The sequence below is a fragment of the Oleisolibacter albus genome (genome assembly GCF_003336875.1).
GTDB lineage: Bacteria > Pseudomonadota > Alphaproteobacteria > Azospirillales > Azospirillaceae > Niveispirillum > Niveispirillum album.
On sequence record NZ_QGNJ01000001.1, the window covers coordinates 592,970 to 616,750 of the forward strand.

Here is a 23,781-nt window from a genome sequence, read left to right on the forward strand (position 1 = left end):
CTGGCGCCGGCGCTGCGCCCCGCCCCGTTCCCTTATCGTCACGCGGGCACAGCGTCAACGCGCGGCCCGCTATTTCCGCTGCCAGCGGTCCTGCGGCTCCAGCACCGACCGCGGTCCCTCCCCGGCCGCACCGGTCCCGTCCAGCCAGGCCCGTGCCGCCGCATCCCCGCGCAGCATGGCCTCCCAGAAGGCCGTGCTGATGGCCAGGATGGCGCGGTGATGGTTGGGGTTGCGCGGGGCGCGGTCGCCGGGCAGCGGCCGGTCGCCGAAGGCGGAATGCGCCGCCCCGTCCAGCACCAGCTCGTACTTGCCGCCGGGCGGCAATGCCGGATAGACGGCCAGCCGGTCCTCGACCCCGATATCCCCGATGGGGGAGCGGTCCTCCGTCCCCGTCATCAGCAGCCAGGGAATGGTGACCGTGCCGAAGGCGCTGGCGGCGGAACCGTGGCGGGGGCTGCTGGGGCTCAAGGCCAGCGCCGCGCGGATGCGGCGATCGGTGAAGCGGTCACCGGAGCGGGCGAAGTGCTCCCCCGACACGGCCTGGGTGGTGATGGCCCCGAAGGAATGGCCGGACATGCCGACCCGGTCCAGATCCAGCAGCCCCCGCAGCGCATGGCCCGCCGTGCCGTTCCAGACGCCGAGCTGGTCCAGCACCACCGGCACGTCGCCGGTCCGCAGACGGAAATTCTCCAGGTTGGCAGCCTGCCGCAGGGCGCGCACGGCCTCGGCCCGCTCCTTGCCCTGCCAGACCGCCACATCGCTGCCGGGATGCTGCAGGAACACCACCACGAACCCGCGTGCGGCCCAGTGCCGGCCGAGATAGGCCGAGCCGGTCCGGCTGCCGCCCAGCCCGTGGCTGAACAGGATCACCGGAGCCGGTCCCGCCGCCACGGGCGGCAGATAGACCAGCACCGGCAGGTCGCGCTGGCGTGCCGGGTCCGGCACCGTCAATTCCAGGGTGCGCACGGCCTCGATGCCGGGGACCGCCAGCGGATCGTAAGACCCGGCCCCGCCTGCCGCCGGCGGCATGGCCATGGCCACGCTCGGCAGCAACACCAGCAGCAGCAGCATGACCAGCCACCGCCCACCCCCTCTGCGCATGATCCCGCTCCCGTCGCGTTTCACCGTTCCTGTACGGCGCCCGCCGGGAAACCCTGCACCGGTGCCGCATCCCGGCGACCGGTCCGCGGCAAAGCCGGGATCACGCGGCAGCCGTCGGTGCGGCGGCTTCGGGCAGGCGGCGCGACCAGACAGCCACAAGCCCTTCGCGTCCGCGCAGCGACATGGCCTCCAGCCGGCTGAATCCGGCCAGGGCCGTTTCCCCGTCGACGCTACGGGCCGCCTCCGCCACCTCGCCGCTGATGACGATGTCGGCCCGCAACTCGCGGGTCAGGTGCATCAGCCGGCTGGCCACATTGACCGTATCGCCGACCACGGTGAATTCCAGTCGGCGGTCGCCGCCGATATCACCGGCCACCACCGGCCCGTAATGCACACCGATGCCCAGACCCAACGGGGTCAGCCCCTGCGCCCGGCGCAGCCGGTTCCAGTCCTGCATGGCCACCTGCATGGCGCGGGCACAGGCCAGTGCCGCCGCCGGATCGCGCGCGCTGGGCGACAGCAGGCCGAAGGTGGCCATGACACAGTCGCCGATATATTTGTCCACGGTGCCGCTATGGGCGAACACCGCCTCCTCCATGCGCTGACGGAATCCGCGCAGCAGATCAATGATCTGCTCCGGCGCCGCATTCTCGCACAGACGGGTGAAGCCGGTGAGATCGGCGAACAGCACGGCCACGGTCCGGGTCTGCGGATGGGCCAGCGGACTGTCCTTGGCCGCCAGCTTGTCCACCACCTCGGGCGAGAAATAGCGGGCCAGATTGGCCCGTTCCCGCTCGGTCGCCACCTGAGTGGCCACCAGTGTGCGCGAGCGCTTGACCGCCGCGGCCAGGGTCAACGACACCAGCAGCAGGAACAATACCTGGCTGAACCAGCCGGACAGATCCACGGCATGGGGGTCGGTCATCAGCCGCACCACCTCGGCCGCCGGCCGGTCCCCCCACAGGGGGGGCTGGCTCATGGCATAGGTGCCGGGCTGGTTGAGAATCCACAGGACCGCCACCGACCAGCACAGGGCCGCCGCAACGCCGCTGAACACCACCAGCCCCGGCATCTGCGCCAGGGCCGCGCCGGCGATGAAGACGAAGAAGGAGGAGAACCAGACCGTATGCAGGGCCAGAGCCTGCGGCACCACCTCGTCCCCCACGGTGATCGGGGCCGCCATCACGGCGGTGATGATGGCATGGTCCAGCACCACGGCGGCGAACAGCATCCAGGGCCGGAACCAGCGGGTACGGCTCAGCGCCCAGGTGCCCAGCCCGATCGCGGCCAGCAGGCTCAAGGTGATATAGGGCAGCGGATCGGTGGCTTTCCCGTCCAGGAACAGCACCCAGCCCAGCAGCACCCCCAGGGCGACCAGCCGGGCCCGTGTGGCCAGAACGATGCCGTGCCGCTGTTCGCGCTGGAAGGCGCGATGCAGGCGGGCCGCCTGCCGCTCCGTCAGTTCCTCCACGCCCGTCATCTGCCATTCCCCCCAAGAACCGTACTGCACCGTACAGTAACTTAGGGGTCGGCGACAATCGCGGCGAAAGCGTGGCGTCCTATCGCAGCGACAGCCAGTGCACGCTGAACAAGCGGTCGGCGTCGGTCCAGACGCGCTCCGGCCGGTAGCCGGCCCGCAGCGCCAGGGCCTGGAATTCGGGCACGGTGTATTTGCAGCTGTTCTCGGTGTGGATGCTCTCTCCGGCGGCGAAGGCGAAGCGGCGGCCGGCCGCCATGGCGATCTGGTCACGGCCGGACACCAGATGCATCTCGATTCGGCCCCGCTCGGCGCAATAGATGGCGCGGTGCGCGAAGGCGTGCGGATCGAAGGTCCCGCCCAGCTCACGGTTGATGCGGGCCAGGATGTTGCGGTTGAAGGCCGCGGTGACTCCGGTCGGGTCGTTGTAGGCCGCGAGCAGCAGGGCCGGGTCCTTCTTCAGATCGACGCCGACCAGCATGCCCCCCGGCTCCCGCCCGCCCTCCAGCAGGGTCCTGCGCCAGCGGGCCAGGAAGGCGGCGGCGGCCTCCGGCTCGAGATTGCCGATGGTGGAGCCGGGGAAGAAGCCGATGCGCCGGCGCGGCAGCCCGTCGGCCGGCGGCGGCACCGGCACCTCCTGCATGTAGTCGGCGCAGAGCGCCAGCACATCCAGCCCCGGATGGTCGGCGGCCAGGGCGGCACAGGCCTGGCGCAGATGCTCCCGGCTGATGTCGATGCCCACATAGCCCGCCGGGTCCGCCAGCCGGTCCAGCAGCAGCCGCACCTTGACCGAAGAGCCGCTGCCCAGTTCGACCAGCTGCACGCCCGGCCCCAGCACGGTGGCGATCTCCGCCCCGGCCCGGTCCAGGATGCCGATCTCCGTCCGGGTCGGATAATAGTCCGGCAGGGCGGTGATGCGCTCGAACAGGCGCGACCCCGCCCCGTCATAGAAGAAGGCGCTGTCCAGGCTCTTCCGCGGCCGGGACAGGCCGGCGATCACCGATTGGGCGAAGCTCTCCAGCGCCGGCTCCAGATCCAGGAAGCGGCTGCGGGCGGGGGATCGTGACATGGGCTGCCGTCCGTCTGTGGCGGAAAACGGGGATCAGGCACTGCACGCCAGGCGCAGGCCGGAGACCTGCCAGCGCGTGGCCGGCGGGAAGAAATTGCGGTAGCTGCGCCGGGAATGGCCCGGCGGCGTGGCGCAGGAGGCGCCGCGCAGCACCATCTGCCCGCTCATGAACTTGCCGTTGTACTCGCCCACGGCGCCGGACGCGGGGGCATAGCCGGGATAGGGCAGATAGGCGCTGCCGGTCCATTCCCAGACCGCCCCCGGCGCGCAGGCGCCGGACATGGCGGCGGGATGCACCCCATGCCGGTGCCGCAGATCCGGGGCCGCCGCCTCCCACTCGGCCTCGGTCGGCAGCCGGACGCCGGCCCGGCATCCCGCGGCCCAGCGGGCAAAGGCATCGGCCTCGTACTGGCTGACATGGATCACCGGTTCCGCCGGGTCCGGCGGCCGGGTCCCGGCCAGGGTGAAGACGGTCCAGCCGCCGTCCTGGTCCGGACGCCAGTAGGCCGGCGCCTGCCACCCTTCCGTCTGCACCGCGGCCCAGCCGTCGGCCAGCCACAGCGACGGGGTGCGATAGCCGCCGTCGGCCATGAAGGCCAGCCATTCGCCGGTGCTGACCGGCCGGTCGGCCAGCCGGAACGGTTCCAGCCAGACCCGGTGCCGCGCCCCCTCATGATCGAAGGCGAAGCCGGCGCCGTCCCGGCCGATCTCCTCCAGCCCGCCGGGATGGTCGATCCATCCGGGCGGCGGCAGGTCCTTGCCCTGGACCTGACCGTCATGCGCAGAGGCCGCCGGTTGCAGCGGGTTGTGGGACAACAGATGCTTGAGGTCGGTGAGGATCAACTCCTGATGCTGCTGCTCATGGTTGAGGCCCAGCTCCACCAGATCCAGCACCGCGGCGGACGGTGACCCGGCCAGCAGGCCGGCCATGGCCGCATCCACATGCCGGCGCCAGTCCAGCACCTCCGCCACGCCCGGCCGGGTCAGCAGCCCCCGTTGCGGCCGCGGATGACGGGCGCCGATGGCATCGTAATAACTGTTGAACAGATAACCCCAGCTGTCGCGCCAGGGCGCCCGCCCGCCCCGGGGCACCAGCACGAAGGTCTCGAAGAACCAGGTGGTGTGGGCCAGATGCCATTTCACCGGGCTGGCATCGGGCATGGACTGCACCGCCATGTCCTCGGCGGACAGCCCCTCGGTCAGGCGCAGGCTGTCGGCACGGATGGCGGCAAAGCGGTCCGCCAGATGGGCGGCGCGGGCGGGGGACGGGCAGGCGTCGGGCGGAAAAGCGTCGGGCATGGGTCCGGTCCGGACTGGGGGTCTCCGGACATAAACACCGCTCCCGGCCTGTTCGCTCCCTTCCCTCTTTCGGCAGCCGGGCCGCCGGGGTCAGCCGCCCTGGCGGCGGGCCAGGAAGGCCAGCCGCTCGAACAGATGCACATCCTGCTCGTTCTTCAGCAGGGCGCCATGCAGCGGCGGGATCAGCTTCTTCGGGTCGCGCTCGCGCAGCGTCTCCGCCGCCACATCCTCCACCAGCAACAGCCGGATCCAGTCGAGAAGCTCGGAGGTGCTGGGCTTCTTCTTCAGGCCCGGCGTCTCCCGCACCTCATAGAACAGGGTCAGCGCCTCGCGCAGCAGCTCCTGCTTCAGATCGGGGAAATGCACGTCGACGATCTTCTGCATCGTCTCCGGGTCGGGGAAGCGGATGTAGTGGAAGAAGCAGCGGCGCAGGAAGGCGTCCGGCAGCTCCTTTTCATTGTTGCTGGTGATGATGACCACCGGCCGCTGCCGGGCCTTGATGGTCTCGCCCGTCTCGTAGACGAAGAACTCCATGCGGTCGAGTTCCAGCAGCAGATCGTTGGGGAACTCGATATCGGCCTTGTCGATCTCGTCGATCAGCAGCACCGGCGGCCGCTCGGCCTCGAAGGCCTCCCACAGCTTGCCCTTGCGGATGTAGTTGCGGATGTCATGCACCCGCGGGTCGCCCAGCTGGCTGTCGCGCAGGCGGCTGACGGCGTCGTACTCGTACAGGCCCTGCTGGGCCTTGGTGGTGGATTTGATGTGCCAGGACAGCAGCGGCCGCCCCACGGCCCGGGCCACCTCCTGCGCCAGCACCGTCTTGCCGGTCCCCGGCTCCCCCTTCACCAGCAGCGGCCGCTGCAAGGTGATGGCCGCGTTGACCGCGACGCGGAGATCATCGGTGGCGACATAGTCCTGGGTGCCGTCGAAGCGGATCATGGGCTATCCTTGACCAAAGACGTGAAATCCACCCTGTTCCCGACCCCCGGACGGTCCGGACCGAACACGGCGATGCGACCATGCCGGCGATCGGCAGGCCGGCAGGCCAAGGGATCGCGGCGCCCGATCCTAGCAGGGACACGTGCCGCCGCCAGCGAGATTTCACAATTCCCTTCCCGGAGAGTCAAAGGAACAGAGGCTGGGGTCCGATGGCGCCGGCCGTGTCATCCGCAACCGGGAACTGTCCATGCCGAAATACAAGGAAAACCAGTCCGTCCTGCTGCTCGCCCCCGTTCCCGTGACGGGCGGCCGCATGGCCGTGGTGACCCAGATCAGGACACCCCCGATGAGGCGGGCCGAAACGCCGGATGCCCGGATGGAATATACGGTGCGGACGGCGGGGGCGCTGGCCGTGGATGTGGTCGGCGCCGACATCGAGCGCGCCGCCACAGAGCAGCCGCTGCTGACCAACGCCGACAACTTCATGACGAAGCTGCGCGAAGCGCTGGAGGAAGGGACCGACCGGCGGCTGATCCTGCCCGACCGCATCACGGCGCGGGGCCGGACGGTACAGATTTACACACCGGCCGAGACCATCTGCGCCTTCCGCGGGGATGACCGCGGGTCGGAGGAAATCTACCGTGACGGCTTCCGGGCACGGCGCGACGTCATCGCCCCGGAATTCAAAAGCAACCAGGGGGACGTCGATGCCCATAGCGGCACCTGCGCCTCGCTGCTGCCCCCCTTTGGCGCCCTGTTCCCTCTCCAGGCCGGCGGGGAACGTCCGGCAATTGATGGAACCTACCTGTATCTTCTGGCCGGCGCGCCCTACATGACCTGCCGCGTGCAGGAAGCCATTCTCAACTACAAGGTGCCGATCGTCGGCTACCGCTCGACCGAGGAACGCCTGCGGCTCAACGAGGCCGCGCGCGAGGTGATCTTCCCCGACACCCTGGCCGGGACCAGGGTGCTGGGCTACTTCCAGGTGGACCGCACCTGGCTGGGCGACAATTACTGGGACGGCATGGACTTCACCATCCTGCCGCAATGGCATCCCAATCCCGCGGCCGTCTGCCCCAGCCAGGAGACCCTGCTGGCCGGCGCGCTGGATACCATCGCCCCCTATCTGAACAAGAGATTCCAGCTGGAGGTGGTGCAACCGGAAACGGAGCATCCCCAGCGCGCATGGCAACTCACCCGGCTCTATGACTGAGTCCGGATGATCGCAAGCCGGCGCCGGCCGCACCAGCGCTGGTGCCGCCGGCGGGTCAGCCGGTGATCTGGACCAGTTCCGCCAGCGTGGCCTCCAGCTCCTGGATGGCGACATCGGCCTTGGAAGCGTCGGGTCCGCCGGCCTGGGCCATGTCGGGACGACCGCCGCCGCCCTTGCCGCCCAGGGCACCGGCGGCGACGCGGACCAGATCGACGGCGCTGACCTTGGCCAGCACATCCTCGGTCACGGCCACGACGACGGAGGCCTTGCCCTCCGCCGTGGCGATCACGGCCACGACGCCGGACCCCACCTGCTTCTTCATCTCGTCGGCCAGGGGCTTGAGATCCTTGGCCGGCAGGTCGGGGATGACACGGCCGATGAAGCGGATGCCGCCCACCTCCTTGGCCCCGCCATCGGCCTGGGCAGCGCCACCGCCGCCCAGTGCCACCTGACGGCGCAGATCGGCCAGCTCCTTCTCCAGCTTGCGGCGCTCATCGACCAGGGCGGCGACCTTGGCCGGCACCTCGGCCGCGGGCACCTTCAGCGCCTGCGCCGTCTCCAGCAGACGGCCCTCCTGCTCCTCCAGATAGGACAGCGCGCCCTTGCCGGTCAGCGCCTCGATACGGCGGATGCCGGCGGCCACGGCCCCTTCGGAGACGATCTTGAACAGGCCGATATCGCCGGTGCGGCGCACATGGATGCCGCCGCACAGCTCGATGGAGAAGTCCTTGTTGCCGCCCTCGTCCACGCCGCCCATGGAGACGACGCGCACCTCCTCGCCGTACTTCTCGCCGAACAGGGCCATGGCGCCCAGCTCGATGGCCGACTCCGGGCTCATGACGCGGGTGACCACGTCGGTGTTGCGGCGGATGCGGGCGTTGACCTCCTCCTCCACGGCCTGGATGTCGGCATGGGACAGCGGCGTGGGCTGGCTGATGTCGAAGCGCAGCCGCTCCGGCGCCACCAGCGAGCCCTTCTGCGTGACATGTTCGCCCAGGCGGCGGCGCAGGGCCTCGTGCAGCAGGTGGGTGGCCGAGTGGTTGGCGCGGATGGCGCCACGCCGGCCGGCATCGACCCGCATCTCCACCACATCGCCCGGCTTGACGCTGCCGCGGACGACGCTGCCGATATGGGCCCAGACCGCGCCCAGCTTCTTCTGGGTGTCGCGGATGGCGATCTCGGCCCCGCCGGGGGTGGTCATGGTGCCGGTATCGCCGACCTGGCCGCCGGACTCGCCATAGAAGGGGGTCTGGTTGACCAGGACCACGACCTCCTGCCCGGCCGCCGCCGTCTCCAGCCTCTGGCCGGCCGGGGTCAGCAGGGCCTTGACCGTGCCTTCCGCCGCCTCGGCGTCGTAGCCCAGGAACTCGGTGGCGCCCAGCTCGTCCTTCAGTTCGAACCAGACGCGGTCGGTGGCGGCCTCGCCCGAACCGGCCCAGGCGGCGCGCGCCTTGCGGCGCTGCTCGTCCATGGCGGCGTTGAAGCCCTCCACATCGACGCCGCGCTTGCGGCCGCGCAGCACATCCTGCGTCAGGTCCAGCGGGAAGCCGAAGGTATCGTACAGGGTGAAGGCCACGCCGCCCGGCAGCGGCTGGCCCTCGCCCAGGCGGGCCTCCTCCTCCGAGAGGAGCTTCAGGCCGCGGTCCAGCGTCTGCTTGAACCGGGTCTCCTCCAGCCGCAGCGTCTCGGTGATCAGGGCCTGGGCGCGCTGCAGCTCGGTGTAGTGGCCGCCCATCTCGCGCACCAGCGCCGGCACCAGACGGTGCATCACCGGCTCCTTGGCGCCCAGCATGTGGGCATGGCGCATGGCCCGGCGCATGATGCGGCGCAGCACATAGCCGCGGCCCTCATTGGCCGGCATGACGCCGTCGGCGATGAGGAACGAGGTGGCGCGCAGATGGTCGGCGATGACGCGGTGGCTGACGGCGTGGCTGCCATCCGGGCTGGTGCCGGTGGCTTCGGCCGAGGCCAGGATCAGGGCGCGCAGCAGGTCGGTGTCGTAATTGTCGTGCACACCCTGCAGCACGGCGGCCAGACGCTCCATGCCCATGCCGGTGTCGATGCTGGGGCGCGGCAGCGCCAGGCGTTCATAGCCGCCATCCTTGGTGTGCAGCTGCTCGTACTGCATGAACACCAGGTTCCAGATCTCGATGAAACGGTCGCCATCCTGGTCGGGGCTGCCGGGGGGGCCGCCGGGGATATGGGCGCCGTGATCGTAGAAGATCTCGGAGCACGGGCCGCAGGGGCCGGTGTCGCCCATCATCCAGAAATTGTCCGACGTATCGATGCGGATGATCTTGTCGTCGGACAGGCCGGCGACCTTCTTCCAGATCGAGGCCGCCTCGTCGTCGGTGTGATAGACCGTGACGCACAACCGGTCCTTCGACAGCCCGAACTCCTTGGTGATCAGGGTCCAGGCCAGATGGATGGCGTCGTCCTTGAAATAGTCCCCGAAGCTGAAATTGCCCAGCATCTCGAAGAAGGTGTGGTGCCGGGCCGTGTAGCCCACATTCTCCAGGTCATTGTGCTTGCCGCCGGCGCGCACGCATTTCTGCGCCGTGGTGGCGCGGCTGTAGGGCCGCGTCTCGCTGCCGGTGAAGACGTTCTTGAACTGGACCATGCCCGCGTTGGTGAACATCAGCGTCGGGTCGTTGCGCGGGACCAGGGGCGAGCTGTCCACCACGGCATGGCCGTTCTTCTTGAAGAAGTCGAGGAAGGTGGAACGGATCTCGGAGATGCTCTTCTTGGACATGGCCCGACGTCTCGGTTTCAGCAGGGACAATGGGGAACGGGTTGTACCGTGGCGATGTGGGCACTGTCCATGGCTGCCGACAAGGGCATCTGCACGCAAGGACCGGCTGTGACATGCCGGCACGGCGTCTAATCACCGCCGGACACCCCCGCCCCGATCACATCCACGCGGCAATCTCCGCGCAGCCAACGGAAAAGGCGGCACCTCCGGGGGGAGCGCGCCGCCTTCCGCAATCATGCCGTATCACAGGCGGGCCATCGCGGCAGGCCATCGCAGCGGGCCGGCCGCAACGGTCCACCGCGGCCGATTCCGCCGGAAAAAACCGGGTCAGTCCGGGCTGCTGGCGTCGCCGTCGTTTTCCGGCGTGCCCATCATGGCGCTGGCCACCAGACCGGCATTGGCGCGCACCTTGGCCTCGATGGCCTCGGCGACCGCCGGATTGGAGCGCAGGAACTGCTTGGCATTCTCGCGGCCCTGGCCGATGCGGGTGCCGTCATAGGAGAACCAGGCGCCCGACTTCTCCACCACACCGGCCTGGATGCCGAGGTCGAGCAGCTCGCCCACCTTGGACACACCCTCGCCGTACATGATGTCGAACTCGACCACGCGGAACGGCGGGGCCATCTTGTTCTTCACCACCTTGACCCGGGTCTGGTTGCCCACCACCGTGTCGCGGTCCTTGATGGCACCGATGCGGCGGATATCCAGGCGGACGGAGGCATAGAACTTCAGCGCGTTGCCGCCGGTCGTCGTCTCGGGATTGCCGAACATGACGCCGATCTTCAGGCGGATCTGGTTGATGAAGATCACCAGGCAGCGCGACTTGGAGATGGAGCTGGTCAGCTTGCGCAGGGCCTGGCTCATCAGCCGGGCATGCAGGCCCACATGGCTGTCGCCCATCTCGCCTTCCAGCTCGGCCCGCGGCACCAGGGCCGCCACCGAGTCCACCACCAGCACGTCGATGGCGCCGGAGCGCACCAGCGTGTCGGCGATCTCCAGCGCCTGCTCGCCGGCATCGGGCTGCGAGATCAGCAGCTCGTCCACATCCACGCCCAGCTTGCGGGCATAGGACGGGTCGAGCGCGTGCTCGGCATCGACGAAGGCGCAGACGCCGCCGTTCTTCTGGGCCTGGGCGATGGCATGCAGGGCCAGCGTGGTCTTGCCCGAGCTTTCCGGCCCGTAGATCTCGATGATGCGCCCGCGCGGCAGGCCACCGATCCCGAGCGCGATGTCCAGGCCGAGCGAGCCGGTGGAGACGACCTCCGTCTCCGCCAGAGCCTCGCGGGCACCGAGCTTCATGATCGAGCCTTTGCCGAATGCGCGCTCAATCTGACCGAGCGCCGCGTCGAGGGCTTTCTGCTTATCCATTGGGGTCTCAACAAGACGGAGTGGAGCGGCCGACATGGAACTGTCCCTTTCCTTCTCGCACGGCGGGGAGGCGCGTTCAACTGGCGGGAAATGTACTCGTTCCGTTCCTGCCTGCCAAGGAAAAATGTTCTGCCAATGTTCTCATTCCAAGCCCCCCCTCTTCCGCGCCGCCCCACCTCCGCCGCCCAGGGCATAGGCCACAAACAAACAGAAATTCGCACGTAAAAAATATAGACAAACCAGAAATCGAAAACCATGAGCGGCGCTTCGATTTTGTATAGTTTATCGGCAATATCAACAACCGGATTTCCACTCCATCCGGGCGGGTGAATGGTGGCTTTAACGGGTTAATGGCAAGTTCAATAAATTAAAGATTTGTTTATTCAGCGATGCTGTCGCCGATTTATTCTAGACCAAAGAGGTATTTCAGAGTAAGCATGTGCGCAGAAATTATTAACCATCCCGGCGGCGTGGCCGGAGCGAACACGGGGACCCATCAGACCATGTCCAGTGTGCCGACCTCTCTTCGCGCCCGCATCGCGGCGCATGCCATTTCGGTCAAACTCTATGCTGTCACCGGCGCGTTGCTGCTGCTGATCGCCCTGGTCGGGGGCGATGCCCTCTATCAGATGCGCCGCGACCTGATGCAGGGCCGCATCGACGCCATCGAGGATATGGTCGATACGCTGGAAAGCCAGGCCAGTACCCTGAACCAGCTGGTCCAGGCCGGCAGCCTGACCCGGGACGAGGCGCTGACCCGCTTCCGCGATCAGGTGCGGGCCATGCGCTACAATGACGGCAGCGACTACATGTTCGTCTACGACATGAATGGCATCGGCCTTGTCCTGCCGGATCGCAAGCTGGAGGGCCAGGACCGGACCGGCCTGCAGGACCCCAACGGCAAGTACTTTGTGCGCGACATGCTGCAGATCGCCCGAACGGAAGGGGCCGGCGTCGTCACCTATGCCTATCCGCGGGCCGGAACGACAAAACCCGTGCCCAAGGTGACCTATGTCCGCGCCTTCAAACCCTGGGGCATCCTCATGGGGACCGGCGTCTATGTCGACGATGTCGAAGACGCATTCCAGGCCAAGCTGGCATCGTACGGGCTGATGATCGCCATCATCATCCTTGGTGCCCTGGCCGTGGTCTGGCGCGTTGCCCGCAGCATCACCCGGCCGCTGTTCGCCCTGGAACACACCATGGGCCGGTTGGCCGATGGCGACCTGTCGGTGACAGTGGAAGCGGCCCGGCGCACGGACGAGATCGGCCGCATGGGCCGCGCGGTGGAGGTGTTCAAGACCAACGCCCTGGACCGCCAGCGGCTGGAGCGCGAACAGGTCGAGGCCAAGGCGAAGGCAGAGGCCGAGCAGCGGGCGGCCCTGCTGCGGCTGGCCGACAATTTCGAGGCCAGCGTCGGCGAGATCGTCAATGCCGTCTCCGCCGCCGCCACCGAGACCGAGACCTCCGCCGCCGCCATGAGCGCCACGGCCGAGCAGTCCAGCCGGCAGGCCGCGGCCGTGGCCGCCGCCTCGGACCAGGCCTCCGCCAACGTCAACATGGTGGCCGGCGCCACCGAGGAACTGTCCGCCTCCATCCAGGAGATCAGCCGGCAGGTCGCCACCTCGACCCACATCGCCGGCCAGGCCATGGCTGATATGGAAAAGACCGGCAGCATCATGGTGTCGCTGCAGACGGCAGCTCAGCAGATCGGCCAGGTGGTGGACCTGATCAACTCCATCGCCGGCCAGACCAACCTGCTGGCCCTGAACGCCACCATCGAGGCGGCGCGCGCCGGCGAGGCTGGCAAGGGCTTCGCCGTGGTCGCCAGCGAGGTCAAGGCCCTGGCGACCCAGACTGCCCGCGCCACCGACGAGATCCAGATCAAGGTGGCCGAGATCCGCGGCGCCACCGGCGATGCCACCAAGGCCATCCAGGAGGTGGCGGAGACGGTGACCCGCATCAACGGCATCACCACTGCAGTTGCCGCCGCGGTGGAGCAGCAGAGCGCCGCCACCCGCGAGATCGCCGGCAATGTGCAGCAGGCCGCCGCCGGCACCCAGGAGGTGTCCAGCAACATCGCCGGCGTCACCCAGGCCGCCGGCGAGACCGGCGCCGCCGCCACCCAGATGCTGTCCGCCGCCGGCAATCTGGCCAGGCAAGCCAGCAACCTGCGCGGCGAAGTCGAACACTTCCTCGGCACCGTGCGCCAGGAGGGCTGACCACGACCCGGCCGGAGAGGCTTCATCGGCATCCCTGCCGACGGCAAGGTCCCGTGACCACGGATTTTGCCGTCGGCCCTGGAATTACGCGGCCGGAACCGCCCGCCGGCCCCTTTGACATACCAGCGGAACGCGACTGACCTCTTCGGCCACTGGAGCCCGCACGGCTCCGAACCGGGATCGGCTGCGATCCCATAGGCTGCACGACCAAAGTCCGCCCCGGCCCAAGGCCTGCATACGCGGCCCATGCCAAAAACTTAGAAAAACTTTTATATTTATCAGCCATCCAAAATCATGGCAAGCTTCCATATTCACACTCGACGGATGTGATATCCAGGAGGCACCCTGCCCCGGCCTTTATCAATCGCCGGCGGCCTGGCTGGCGCGAATGCAGGGTCCGATCAGACCATGTCCAGTGTGCCGACTTCCCTTCGCGCCCGCATCGCGGCGCATGCCATTTCGGTCAAGCTCTATGCCGTCACCGGCGCCCTGCTGCTGCTGATCGCCCTGGTCGGGGGCAGTGCCCTCTATCAGATGCGCCGCGACCTGATGCAGGGCCGCATCGACGCCCTGGTGAACCTTGTCGATACGACGGAAAGTCTGGCCGCCGCGCTGGAGCAGCAGGTCCAGGCCGGCAGCCTGAGCCGGGACGAGGCACTGACCCGTTTCCGCGATCAGGCGCGGACCATGCGCTACAACAACGGCAGCGACTACATGTTCGTCTACGACATGAAGGGGGTCGCCCTGGTCCTGCCGGATCGCAAACTGGAGGGCCAGGACCGGACCGGGCTGCAGGATCCCAACGGCAAATACATCATCCGGGAGATGCTGCAGACGGCCCGGACGGACGGGGCCGGCGTCGTCACCTATGCCTATCCGCGCGCCGGATCAACCACGCCCGTGCCGAAGATCGTCTATGTCCGCGCCTTCAAGCCCTGGGATATCTTCATCGGCACCGGCGTCTATGTCGACGATGTCGACGACGCGTTCCAGGCCAAGCTGGCCTCCGACGGGACCCTGATCGCCGTCATCATCCTCGGTGCCCTGGCTGTGGTCTGGCGTATGGCGCGCAGCATCACCCGGCCCTTGTCCGGGCTGGAACACACCATGGGCCGGCTGGCCGATGGCAACCTGTCGGTGACCGTGGAGGCGGCCCGCCGCACGGACGAGATCGGCCGCATGGGCCGCGCGGTGGAGGTGTTCAAGACCAACGCCCTGGAACGCCAGCGGCTGGAGCGTGAACAGGTCGAGGCCAAGGCGAAGGCCGAGGCCGAGCAGCGGGCGGCCCTGCTGCGGCTGGCCGACAATTTCGAGACCAGCGTCGGCGAGATCGTCAACGCCGTCTCCGCCGCCGCCACCGAGACCGAGACCTCCGCCGCCGCCATGAGCGCCACGGCCGAGGAATCCAACCGGCAGGCCGCGGCCGTGGCCGCCGCCTCGGACCGTGCGTCCAGCAATGTCAACATGGTGGCGGCAGCCACAGAGGAACTGTCCGCCTCCATCCAGGAGATCAGCCGGCAGGTTGAAACCTCGACCCACATCGCCGGCCAGGCCATGGACGATGTGGAGAAGACCAACGGCATCATGGCGTCGCTGCAGACGGCGGCGCAGCAGATCGGCCAGGTGGTGGACCTGATCAACGCCATCGCCGGTCAGACCAACCTGCTGGCGCTGAACGCCACCATCGAGGCGGCCCGCGCCGGTGAGGCCGGCAAGGGCTTCGCCGTGGTCGCCAGCGAGGTCAAGGCCCTGGCGACCCAGACCGCCCGCGCCACCGACGAGATCCAGATCAAGGTGGCCGAGATCCGCGGCGCCAGCGGCGATGCCGCCAAGGCCATCCAGGAGGTGGCAGCGACCGTGGCCCGCATCAACGGCATCACCACTGCAGTTGCCGCGGCGGTGGAGCAGCAGAGCGCCGCCACGCGGGAAATTTCCGGCAATGTGCAGCAGGCCGCCGCCGGCACCCAGGAGGTGTCCAGCAACATCGCCGGCGTCACCCAGGCCGCCGGCGAGACCGGCGCCGCCGCCGCAGAAATGCTGTCCGCCGCCGGCAATCTGGCCAGACAGGCCAGCAACCTGCGCGGCGAGGTCGGCAACTTCCTCGACACCGTGCGCCGCGCCTGAGCACGGCCCGGCGCCCCCACATCCGCACGCTCGAGCCACCTCCCCTCGGGAACGAGCCGCCGGCACGGGCCGGTGACACGTTCGCCGGCCCTGACCAAAGACGGGGGGGTCAGCCCTCCGGCCGTTCGGTGACAGCCCCGCTGGCCATGACTTCCTTCACCTTGCTGGCCAGTTGCTTCAGGCTGAAGGGCTTGGGCAGGAACTCCACCCGCATGCCGCCACCCACCTGGGAACGGAAGCGCTCCTCGGCATAGCCGGAAATGAAGATGACCTTGAGATCGGGGCGGAATTCCTGCACCTGCCGGATCATGGTCGGCCCGTCCATCTGCGGCATCACCACGTCGGTGATGACCAGATCCACCGTCGGCCCGCCCTCCTTGCGCAGGATCTCCAGGGCAACGTCGCCACTGTTGGCCTCCAGCACCTGATAGCCCTTGTTGCGCAGGGCACGGGCGCTGAACACGCGCACCGCATCCTCATCCTCCACCAGCAGGATGGTGCCGATGCCGGTGAGATCGGCCACCTTCTCCACCCGCTCGGCGGCGGCGGCCTCGGCGGCAGCCTCCTCCTGCAGGCGCGGCAGATAGATGGAGAACTTAGCGCCCTCCCCCGGCGCACTGTCGACGAAGACGAACCCGCCGGTCTGGCGCACGATGCCATAGACCGTCGACAGGCCGAGCCCGGTGCCGGACCCGACCTCCTTGGTGCTGAAGAACGGCTCGAAGATGCGCTGGAGGTTTTCCTTGGGAATACCGTGGCCGGTATCGATGACCTCGATCACCACATAGTCGCCGGCCGGCATCTCCTCGGTGTCACGCCGCACCGGCAGCGGCGTGGAGAAGTTCGAGGTCACCACCGTCAGCCGCCCGCCCCCCGTCATGGCATCGCGGGCATTGACCACCAGATTGATGATGACCTGCTCCAGCTGGCCCTGGTCGCCCTTGACCAGCCCCAGATCGCGGCCATGCACCATGCGCAGCTCGATATTCTCGCCGATCAGCCGGCGCAGCAGGTTCGACAGCTCCGCCAGCACATCGGTCACGCTGAGCACCCGCGGCTGCAAGGTCTGCTGCCGCGAAAAGGCCAGCAGCTGCCGCACCAGATTAGCCGCCCGGTTGGCATTCTGCTTGATCTGCATGATGTCGGTGAAGCTGGCGTCCCCCGGCTTGTGCTTCAGCAGCAGCAGATCGCAAAAGCCGATCATGGCCGTCAGCAGATTGTTGAAATCGTGGGCGACGCCGCCGGCCAGCTGGCCGATGGCCTGCATCTTCTGCGACTGGACGAACTGCACCTCCAGGCTCTTCTGCGCCGTCATGTCCACCAGATGCAGGATGACGCCGCCCTGCCCGGCCGTATCCGCGGCGGCCAGCTTGCGGGCATAGACATGCACCACCGGGGCATTGCCGCCGCGCAGGCGCACCTCCATCGGGGTGGCGCTGTCGGCCCCGTCCAGCACGGCCGACAGACGGGACACCAGCCCGGCCCGGTGGTCGCGCTGCACCAGCTGCCCGAAGGAGCGGCCCTGCACCTCGGCCAGAGGGGCGGCGGCCAGAGACAGCACCGTGGCGTTGCACTCCACCACCCGCAGGCCCGCATCCAGCAGCACGATGCCGATGGGGGCGAACTCGAAGAAACGCTGGAAGCGGCGTTCGGCCTGCTCCAGCGCCTCGCGCAGGGCCGCCTCCTGCCCGCCATGGCGGCGGACCAGATGCAGGGTCCAGCGTCCGCCGGCATCGCTGGCCGCCGGCCGCGCCGTCACCGGCAGGGGATCGGCCCCGGCCCGCGCCAGCAGATGGCCGGGACCGGTGGAGGGCTGTCCCGGCTGCAGCAGCTGGTCCAGCGATTGGCGCCCGTCCAGCAGTTCGGCCGGAGGCCGCCCCGCCCAGTGCGCCAACGGGGCGTTGATCGCCACCACCCGGTCACTGCGGTCGACCAGCACCAACCCCTCGGGCAGGTCATCCTGCAGCACGATCCCGCGCCCGCCCCCGCCCAGCCCGGCGATGGCGGGGTCCAGCTGCCAGACCAGATGATCCGGCCAGCCGGCCAGCAGCGCCACGCGCAGGGTCCAGGTCGCCGTGCCGACCACCAGTTCGGCCGACGCCTCCTCGCCGTCGCGGGCCAGACGGTCGAGCCGCCGCAGCTGCTTCAGCGTGTCCCGTCCACGGCTGACGGCGGCCAGCGCCTCCAGCGGATTGCCGGTGCCGTACTGCGCCAGCGTGCGGAAGGCCGGATTGGCCTGGACCAGGGCGCCATCCGCTCCGGTGACCAGCAGCGGCGTCGACAGCCCGTCGAGAACCAGAGCCAGGTGCCGGCGACCATTCTCGACCTGCCGCACGGTCCGGCGGATCAGGCGCACCAGCATCACCGCCCCCAGGATGATGCCGCAGGCCATCAGTCCGAGCATCGGGCCGAAATCGACCCATTCCAGCCGGTCCAGGGCGAAAAGACCGGCCAGCGCCAGCAGCGTCAGCACAGTCACGCCGACACTGGCCAGCCGGACGGGCCCGGACAACGGATCTGGTCGGAAGGAAACGAACGGCACAGTCCTCTTTCCCCTGGGAACGGCGGAGGGGGCGACTGTAGCAGCCCAGCCCCGGCCGCGGACAGGACATCAGGAGGAGAAGGGCTTCCGCTTCAGCTTGAACACATAGGAAATCACCTGCGCCACCGCCTTGTACTGGTCGGCGGGGATTTCCTCGTTGATCTCGGCCGTGGCGTACAGGGCGCGGGCCAGCGGCGGGTTCTCGACGATGGGCACATCGTTCTCCTCCGCGATCTCGCGGATGCGGAAGGCCACATTGTCCACGCCCATGGCGACCACGACCGGGGCCGACATGGCCGAGCCGTCATATTTCAGCGCCACGGCATAGTGGGTCGGGTTGGTGACCACCACATCCGCCGTGGGCACGGCCTGCATCATGCGGTTCTTGGCCCGCTCCATGCGCAATTGCCGGATCTTGCCCTTGATCAGCGGGTCGCCTTCCTGCTGCTTGAACTCGTCCTTCACCTCCTGCTTGGTCATGCGCATCTGCTTCAGGAAGGCGAAGCGCTGGTAGAGATAATCGCCCCCGGCCAGCAGCAGCAGCACCACGACCACGCCGAACAGCAGGCGCGCCGCCAGCGCCTTGGTTTCCAGCACCACATCGACCAGCGGCATGGCGATGAAATGGTCCACCGATCCCCAGAGCGGGCGCAGCAGCCAGGCCACCACCACGCTGACCACGGTCAGCTTGGCCAGCGCCTTCAGGAACTCCACGAGGTTCTTCATGGAGAATTTGTGCTGTAGCGCCGACAGGGGGTTCAGCCGCTCGAAGCTGAACTTGAAGGCATTCTCCGGCGTCCACATCCAGCCGACCTGCACATAGGAGGCGGCGAACACGGCCACCACCAGGATGGCGAAGGGCACGCTGAGCGCCAGCCCCACAGCGGCCAGCAGGTCCAGCAGCAGCCGGCCCAGGCCGCTGCCCTCCACGTCCATGGCGTGGGCCTGCTCGATGAAGGGCCGCAGCGACCGGCTGATGATGGCGAAGGACCAGGGCAGCACCGCCGTGACCAGGATCAGGCCGGCGGCCAGGATGAACAGGTGGTTCAGCTCCTGGGTCTTGGGCACCTGGCCCTTGCCGCGGGCATCCTCCAGCCGTTTTCCGGTCGGGTCTTCGGTTTTGCTGTCCGGATCCTGGTCCTCGGCCACGGGCGTCTCCGGCTCAGGGTTGCAGGATGCCGATCAGCTGTGCTTCGAAGGCACCGAGCCAGTACAGCATGAGCGCCGACAGGCTGAGGCCGAGCAGAAGCACACCGAACAGGATCTGGATGGGCATGCTGACAAAGAACACCTGGATCTGCGGCACCAGCCGCGACACCAGCCCCATGCCCAGGAAGAACAGCAGGCCGATGACGACGAAGGGCGCCGCCATCTGCATGCCGATGAGGAAACTCTGCGCCACCGTGCGGGCCATGTGATCGGCGGCGTCGCTGACCGGCAGCCACTGGCCCGGCGCGAACAGGGTGTAGCTGTCCACCACGGCCAGGATCAGCATGTGGTGCAGATCGGTCGCAAAGATCAGCACCAGGGCCAGCAGGCCCAGCAGGCTGCTGATGGAGTTGCTGGGGCTGGCCAGGGCGGGATTGAAGGTCTGGGCCGCCGACAGGCCGAGCTGGTGGGCGATCAGCATGCCCGCCACCTCCAGCGCCGACACCAGCACCCGCGCCAGCGTGCCGAGGAACAGGCCCACCAGCGCCTCGGCCACGACCAGGGCGGCCAGATCGGCCGGCACCGCCGGCCGCAGCGGCAGCATGGGCCGCAGCACCGGCATCAGCACGAAGGCCGTGGCCAGCGCGAACAGCAGGCGGATGCGGGCGGAGACGAACTGCTCCCCGAACACCGGCATGATCAGGAAGGCGCTGCCCAGCCGCACGAACACCAGCAGGAACGCGAAGATCGAGCCGCCGACCAGCGCGTCCAGCGCGATCATGGGTCGCCCGTCCCGACGGCGACGATGCGGTCCATCAGGGTTTCCGTGAAGGTCTTCATATGCCCCAGCATGAAGGGCAGCAGGAAGATCAGGGCCGCGAACATGGCCACGATCTTCGGCACGAAGGTCAGCGTCTGTTCCTGCAACTGCGTCAGCGCCTGGAACAGCGAGATCACCACGCCGACCACCATGCCGATCAGCAGCAATGGCCCGCTGACCACCAGCGTGATCATCAGCGCCTCGCGCGCCACATCGATGGCGTCGGCTTCGGTCATGGCTTGCGCTCCCCCGGCATGGCCTCACATCGGCATGCGCAGGATTTCCTGATAGGCGCTGATGACGCGGTCGCGCACATTGACCACGGCCTGCAAGGTCACCTCGGCATTGGTGACGGCATTGACCACATCGGCCAGATCGGCCTTGCCGACCACACCCTTGGCCGTCATCTGCTCGCCCTGGTGCAGGGTGCCGATGGCGCCCTCCGCCGCGTCCTTCAGCATGTCGCCGAAGGACGGCCCCTCGGTCTCGGCGGATTTGCCCGCCTTCAGCCCCTGGGTGGCGGTGTTGGCATAGGCGGCGGCGGCGTTGGCGAAGGGGATGCTCATGATGGCTTACTCGCTGGATCGGGCCGGTCAGCTGCGCAGCAGGTCGACGGTGCGCAGGATCATCTGGCGCGTGGCGTCGATGGCATTGAGATTGGCCTCGTAGGAGCGCTGGGCCTCGCGCATGTCCATGGTCTCGACCAGGGTGTTGACATTGGGCAGCAGCACATAGCCCTCGGCGTCGGCGCTGGGATGGCCGGGATCGTAGCGGCGCTGGAAGTCGCCGCGGTCCACGTCGATCTTCTTCACCTTGACGTTGGCGACGCCCATCTCCCGGTTCAGCTCGTTGGCGAACAGCACGACCTTGCGCCGATAGGGCAGGTCGCCGGGGCTGGCGGCGGTGGAATTGGCATTGGCCAGATTCTCGGCGATGACGCGCAGGCGGGTGCCCTGCACCTTCATGCCGGCGGCCGAGACGGCCAGGGAATTCATCAGATCCATGGGTCGGGTCCTCCTGCCTGCCGTGTCTTACTGGCGGCCGCTGCCGAGCGCGGTCTTCAGCAGGCCCACCTGCTTGCGGTACAGGTTGGTGACGGTCTGGTACTCCATGCTGTTCTGGCCGACCTTCATCATCTGCTCCTCCAGCACCACATCGTTGCCGTCGGGCGCGGTCTCATAGGGCTGGCGCTCGCGCTGCTCCTGGAAGGTACCGCCCTTGGACAGGGTGCCGGACAGGTGGCCGGACCGGTCGGCCACCGGCATCAGCTGCGAGCTGGCGCGCAGTTGCTTCTTGAAGTCGAAGGCGGCGATCTCACGGGCGGCATAGCCGGGCGTATCGGCATTGGCCACGTTCTGCGACAGCACTTCCTGCCGCTGGTTGTGCCAGGCCATCTTGTCCGACATCAGCCGGAACAGGCCGATCTTGTTGAGATCCATGGCTCCCGCCTTTCCTTACCACCAGCCTGCCGCACAAACCTTAACCAAATCCCACCGGCAGCCCTCAAAAACCCAAGCAAGAACCGCGCCAGAACGGCGCATACAGGGTAGCTCCACCGGACGGGCATCCGGCCCGACCGAACTCCCGGCAACCCTACGGCAACCGAAAACATGGTTGACCCTACCGCAAAACCGGTTGCTCCCGCAGAAAAATCGTACCCCGTCCGGGGTGCGCCGGCGGGAGGGATTTGTTAATCTGCACCGGCGTAGAACCGGCGGGTCGCCGGTACGAACCAGGAACCCAGGATCTTCGCGCGTGACCGAGCCAGAGACTGCCGCCCTCGGGGAACAATCCCCAGCAACCAGGAAATCGGTTGCCGTGGCCATCAGCCACCAGTCCGGGGCGCTGCCGCGCATCGTCGCCAGCGGGCGCGGCGCCGTGGCCGACCAGATCCTGGAACTGGCCTTCGCCAATGGCGTGAAGGTCCGCGAGGATGCCGATCTGGCGGAAATTCTTGCCGCCATCGAGATCGACAGCGAGATCCCGGTGGAAGCCATCGCCGCCGTGGCGGAAATTCTTGCCTATGTCTACCGGGCCAATGGCCGGCTGCGCGCCGCCACGGAGGCGGGACAATGACGCGCCCTGGACGTCCTGCCGCCAGCGGCCCGGACAGCCCCGCTACGGATGCCCCCGGCCCCGACGCCGGGACCGTCGCCGCCACCCTGGACAGCCTGCATCAGGTGCTGGCCGGCAGCACGGCCCTGGTCGCCAAGGGGGAGATGGTCGATCTCGCCGGGCTGGAGCAGGAAGCGCGGGAGGTGCTGGACAGTCTGCTGGCCCTGCCCGGTTCCCAGGCGCGGGGGCTGCTGCCGGCGCTGGACTCCATGCTGACCGCCCTGGATGCCCTGGCCGCCGCCCTGAGCGCGGCCCAGGCCGTCCGCGACGGGGCCGCCGCGCAGACGGCCCGCCTGCGCGCCGCTGCCGCCTACCGCCCCCGGGAGGAACCATGACCGCCGCGTCCGCCCCGTCCCCTCTCCTCTCCCGTTGCTGCGGCCCGCGATGACCACACCCGATTATCTCCGCTTCGTCCTGGCCCTGGCCTTCGTGCTGGGGCTGATCGGCATCTTCGGCCTGCTGCTGCGCCGCTTCGGCCCCGGCGCCGGGCTGGCCCTGCGCCGCCCCGGCCAGCAGCGGCGCCTCGGCGTGGTCGAGGTGCTGTCCCTGGATGCCCGCCGCCGGCTGGTGCTGGTGCGCCGCGACGGGGTGGAGCATCTGCTGCTGCTGGGGCAGACCGGCGATCAGGTGGTGGAAAGCCGCATCATCGCCGATACGAGCCCCGGTTTCGATCAGGCCATGGCCGAGGCCCGGCAGGAGCAGCCATGACCACCGCCCCCCCCCTCCCCGCCGCCCCTCCCCCCGCCCTCTCCCTCCCGCGGGCGCCCCGCCGCCGGCTGCCGGCCGCCTCGCTGGCCGTGCTGGCACTGCTGGCCCTGACCCTGCTGGGCTGGGCCGGACCCGCGGCGGCCCAGAGCCTGTCGCTGGACCTGGGCGACCAGGGCGGCACCAACACCGGCCGCATCATCCAGCTGGTGGCGCTGCTGACGGTGCTGTCGCTGGCGCCCAGCATCCTGATCATGACAACCTGCTTCGTGCGCATCACCATCGTGCTGAGCTTCCTGCGCAGCGCCATCGGCACCGGCCAGGTGCCGCCGAACCAGGTGCTGGTCAGCTTGGCCCTGTTCCTGACCCTGTTCATCATGGCCCCCACCTTCCAGGCCGCCTATGAGCAGGGCATCCGCCCGCTGGTGAACGAGGACATCGACGAGATGGCGGCGTTCCAGCGCACTGCGGCGCCGTTCCACAGCTTCATGTCGGCCCATGTGCGCGAGCGCGACCTGCAGCTGTTCATGGACATCAGCAAGACCCCGCCGGTGGCCGAGGCCAAGGACGTGCCCCTTCAGGTGCTGATCCCGGCCTTCATGCTGTCGGAGCTGAAGCGCTCGTTCGAGATCGGCTTCCTGATCTTCATTCCCTTCCTCGTCATCGACATGGTGGTGTCGAGCGTGCTGATGGCCATGGGCATGATGATGCTGCCCCCGGCCATGGTGTCGCTGCCGTTCAAGCTGATCTTCTTCGTGCTGATCGACGGCTGGTATCTGGTGGTCGGCAGTCTGGTGCAGAGCTTCGGCTAGACTGTCCCTGTATCGGATCCTGTATCGGGGTGAGCGCCAGCAGGCCCCGACACCCGTTGCAGACAGCCACCGCC

21 protein-coding genes are annotated in these 23,781 nt (G+C 68.3%); 7 read left to right on the plus strand and 14 right to left on the minus strand.

What is annotated here, in order from left to right; all coding sequences use genetic code 11:
- Positions 1–69: 69 nt before the first annotated feature.
- From DK368_RS02835 to DK368_RS02855, 5 genes are all read right to left on the minus strand, one after another.
- Complete coding sequence (locus DK368_RS02835; RefSeq protein ID WP_205028004.1) at positions 70–1,101, minus strand: alpha/beta hydrolase family protein; 1,032 nt, start codon at positions 1,099–1,101, stop codon at positions 70–72.
- A 100-nt stretch (positions 1,102–1,201) separates the two neighbouring features.
- Positions 1,202–2,581 (minus strand): adenylate/guanylate cyclase domain-containing protein, encoded by a 1,380-nt coding sequence (locus DK368_RS02840; RefSeq protein ID WP_114392013.1) that lies wholly within the window; start codon positions 2,579–2,581, stop codon positions 1,202–1,204.
- A gap of 79 nt (positions 2,582–2,660) precedes the next feature.
- Positions 2,661–3,647 carry an L-histidine N(alpha)-methyltransferase gene (gene egtD, locus DK368_RS02845; protein WP_114392014.1) on the minus strand — a complete coding sequence of 329 codons (987 nt, stop codon included), beginning with the start codon at positions 3,645–3,647 and terminating at the stop codon, positions 2,661–2,663.
- A gap of 33 nt (positions 3,648–3,680) precedes the next feature.
- Positions 3,681–4,946 (minus strand): ergothioneine biosynthesis protein EgtB, encoded by a 1,266-nt coding sequence (gene egtB / locus DK368_RS02850; RefSeq protein WP_114392015.1) that lies wholly within the window; start codon positions 4,944–4,946, stop codon positions 3,681–3,683.
- Positions 4,947–5,036: 90 nt separating this feature from the next.
- Positions 5,037–5,882, minus strand: a complete 846-nt coding sequence (locus DK368_RS02855) for an AAA family ATPase (RefSeq protein WP_162305837.1) — start codon at positions 5,880–5,882, stop codon at positions 5,037–5,039.
- 250 nt (positions 5,883–6,132) lie between these two features.
- Here DK368_RS02855 and DK368_RS02860 point away from each other — a divergent pair, with 250 nt between their 5' ends.
- Entirely contained in the window at positions 6,133–7,098 is a 966-nt protein-coding gene (locus DK368_RS02860) for a hypothetical protein (protein ID WP_114392017.1), read from the plus strand.
- A 55-nt stretch (positions 7,099–7,153) separates the two neighbouring features.
- Here the strand turns inward: DK368_RS02860 and alaS are convergent, their stop codons facing one another.
- A complete protein-coding gene (alaS, locus tag DK368_RS02865) occupies positions 7,154–9,850 on the minus strand; it encodes an alanine--tRNA ligase (RefSeq protein ID WP_114392018.1) in 2,697 nt (898 codons plus the stop codon).
- Positions 9,851–10,177: 327 nt separating this feature from the next.
- Positions 10,178–11,254, minus strand: a complete 1,077-nt coding sequence (recA, locus tag DK368_RS02870; protein ID WP_114392019.1) for a recombinase RecA — start codon at positions 11,252–11,254, stop codon at positions 10,178–10,180.
- Positions 11,255–11,721: 467 nt separating this feature from the next.
- Between recA and DK368_RS02875 the strand changes: the two genes are divergently transcribed.
- Positions 11,722–13,440: a methyl-accepting chemotaxis protein gene (locus DK368_RS02875; protein WP_114392020.1), complete on the plus strand. Its 1,719-nt coding sequence runs from the start codon at positions 11,722–11,724 to the stop codon at positions 13,438–13,440.
- A 408-nt stretch (positions 13,441–13,848) separates the two neighbouring features.
- A complete protein-coding gene (locus tag DK368_RS02880) occupies positions 13,849–15,564 on the plus strand; it encodes a methyl-accepting chemotaxis protein (protein WP_114392021.1) in 1,716 nt (571 codons plus the stop codon).
- A gap of 109 nt (positions 15,565–15,673) precedes the next feature.
- Here DK368_RS02880 and DK368_RS02885 read toward each other — a convergent pair whose 3' ends face one another.
- The 7 genes from DK368_RS02885 to flgB form a co-directional block, all read right to left on the minus strand.
- Complete coding sequence (locus tag DK368_RS02885) at positions 15,674–18,076, minus strand: ATP-binding response regulator (RefSeq protein WP_114392022.1); 2,403 nt, start codon at positions 18,074–18,076, stop codon at positions 15,674–15,676.
- Between the two features lie 99 nt (positions 18,077–18,175).
- Positions 18,176–19,255, minus strand: coding sequence for a flagellar biosynthesis protein FlhB (flhB, locus tag DK368_RS02890; RefSeq protein ID WP_114392023.1), 1,080 nt, complete (start codon positions 19,253–19,255; stop codon positions 18,176–18,178).
- A 13-nt stretch (positions 19,256–19,268) separates the two neighbouring features.
- A complete protein-coding gene (gene fliR, locus DK368_RS02895) occupies positions 19,269–20,036 on the minus strand; it encodes a flagellar biosynthetic protein FliR (RefSeq protein ID WP_193552238.1) in 768 nt (255 codons plus the stop codon).
- Positions 20,033–20,311: a flagellar biosynthesis protein FliQ gene (fliQ, locus tag DK368_RS02900; protein ID WP_114392024.1), complete on the minus strand. Its 279-nt coding sequence runs from the start codon at positions 20,309–20,311 to the stop codon at positions 20,033–20,035. Before fliQ ends, fliR begins: the two co-directional genes overlap by 4 nt.
- A 24-nt stretch (positions 20,312–20,335) precedes the next feature.
- Positions 20,336–20,641 (minus strand): flagellar hook-basal body complex protein FliE, encoded by a 306-nt coding sequence (gene fliE / locus DK368_RS02905; protein WP_114392025.1) that lies wholly within the window; start codon positions 20,639–20,641, stop codon positions 20,336–20,338.
- A 27-nt stretch (positions 20,642–20,668) separates the two neighbouring features.
- A complete protein-coding gene (flgC, locus tag DK368_RS02910) occupies positions 20,669–21,079 on the minus strand; it encodes a flagellar basal body rod protein FlgC (protein WP_114392026.1) in 411 nt (136 codons plus the stop codon).
- A gap of 27 nt (positions 21,080–21,106) precedes the next feature.
- The gene (gene flgB / locus DK368_RS02915; protein WP_114392027.1) at positions 21,107–21,514 is read right to left on the minus strand and encodes a flagellar basal body rod protein FlgB; all 408 of its coding nucleotides are present in this window, start codon (positions 21,512–21,514) and stop codon (positions 21,107–21,109) included.
- A gap of 379 nt (positions 21,515–21,893) precedes the next feature.
- Between flgB and DK368_RS21895 the strand changes: the two genes are divergently transcribed.
- Genes DK368_RS21895 through fliP form a run of 4 tightly spaced genes read left to right on the plus strand, consistent with a single transcriptional unit; the run spans position 21,894 to position 23,707 of the window.
- On the plus strand, positions 21,894–22,151 hold the full coding sequence (locus tag DK368_RS21895; protein WP_240002304.1) for an EscU/YscU/HrcU family type III secretion system export apparatus switch protein: 258 nt from the start codon (positions 21,894–21,896) through the stop codon (positions 22,149–22,151).
- Entirely contained in the window at positions 22,148–22,525 is a 378-nt protein-coding gene (locus DK368_RS02925; RefSeq protein WP_114392029.1) for a hypothetical protein, read from the plus strand. The genes DK368_RS21895 and DK368_RS02925 overlap by 4 nt, the downstream gene beginning before the upstream one ends.
- A 49-nt stretch (positions 22,526–22,574) precedes the next feature.
- Entirely contained in the window at positions 22,575–22,898 is a 324-nt protein-coding gene (locus DK368_RS02930) for a flagellar biosynthetic protein FliO (protein ID WP_114392100.1), read from the plus strand.
- Complete coding sequence (fliP, locus tag DK368_RS02935) at positions 22,895–23,707, plus strand: flagellar type III secretion system pore protein FliP (RefSeq protein ID WP_114392030.1); 813 nt, start codon at positions 22,895–22,897, stop codon at positions 23,705–23,707. Before DK368_RS02930 ends, fliP begins: the two co-directional genes overlap by 4 nt.
- The last annotated feature ends 74 nt before the right edge of the window (positions 23,708–23,781 follow it).

What these genes read in the sequence shown, in the direction of transcription:
- flgB (WP_114392027.1), bottom strand. Translation starts at nt 21,514, where the DNA reads ATGGATCTCAACAAGATCGGCCTGTTCCGGCTGATGTCGGACAAGATG.
- fliR (WP_193552238.1), bottom strand. Translation starts at nt 20,036, where the DNA reads ATGATCGCGCTGGACGCGCTGGTCGGCGGCTCGATCTTCGCGTTCCTG.
- alaS (WP_114392018.1), bottom strand. Translation starts at nt 9,850, where the DNA reads ATGTCCAAGAAGAGCATCTCCGAGATCCGTTCCACCTTCCTCGACTTC.
- DK368_RS02835 (WP_205028004.1), bottom strand. Translation starts at nt 1,101, where the DNA reads ATGCGCAGAGGGGGTGGGCGGTGGCTGGTCATGCTGCTGCTGCTGGTG.
- DK368_RS02860 (WP_114392017.1), top strand. Translation starts at nt 6,133, where the DNA reads ATGCCGAAATACAAGGAAAACCAGTCCGTCCTGCTGCTCGCCCCCGTT.
- fliP (WP_114392030.1), top strand. Translation starts at nt 22,895, where the DNA reads ATGACCACCGCCCCCCCCCTCCCCGCCGCCCCTCCCCCCGCCCTCTCC.
- recA (WP_114392019.1), bottom strand. Translation starts at nt 11,254, where the DNA reads ATGTCGGCCGCTCCACTCCGTCTTGTTGAGACCCCAATGGATAAGCAG.
- DK368_RS02880 (WP_114392021.1), top strand. Translation starts at nt 13,849, where the DNA reads ATGTCCAGTGTGCCGACTTCCCTTCGCGCCCGCATCGCGGCGCATGCC.
- flgC (WP_114392026.1), bottom strand. Translation starts at nt 21,079, where the DNA reads ATGGATCTGATGAATTCCCTGGCCGTCTCGGCCGCCGGCATGAAGGTG.
- egtB (WP_114392015.1), bottom strand. Translation starts at nt 4,946, where the DNA reads ATGCCCGACGCTTTTCCGCCCGACGCCTGCCCGTCCCCCGCCCGCGCC.
- DK368_RS02840 (WP_114392013.1), bottom strand. Translation starts at nt 2,581, where the DNA reads ATGACGGGCGTGGAGGAACTGACGGAGCGGCAGGCGGCCCGCCTGCAT.
- fliQ (WP_114392024.1), bottom strand. Translation starts at nt 20,311, where the DNA reads ATGACCGAAGCCGACGCCATCGATGTGGCGCGCGAGGCGCTGATGATC.
- DK368_RS02925 (WP_114392029.1), top strand. Translation starts at nt 22,148, where the DNA reads ATGACGCGCCCTGGACGTCCTGCCGCCAGCGGCCCGGACAGCCCCGCT.
- DK368_RS02930 (WP_114392100.1), top strand. Translation starts at nt 22,575, where the DNA reads ATGACCACACCCGATTATCTCCGCTTCGTCCTGGCCCTGGCCTTCGTG.
- DK368_RS02875 (WP_114392020.1), top strand. Translation starts at nt 11,722, where the DNA reads ATGTCCAGTGTGCCGACCTCTCTTCGCGCCCGCATCGCGGCGCATGCC.
- fliE (WP_114392025.1), bottom strand. Translation starts at nt 20,641, where the DNA reads ATGAGCATCCCCTTCGCCAACGCCGCCGCCGCCTATGCCAACACCGCC.
- egtD (WP_114392014.1), bottom strand. Translation starts at nt 3,647, where the DNA reads ATGTCACGATCCCCCGCCCGCAGCCGCTTCCTGGATCTGGAGCCGGCG.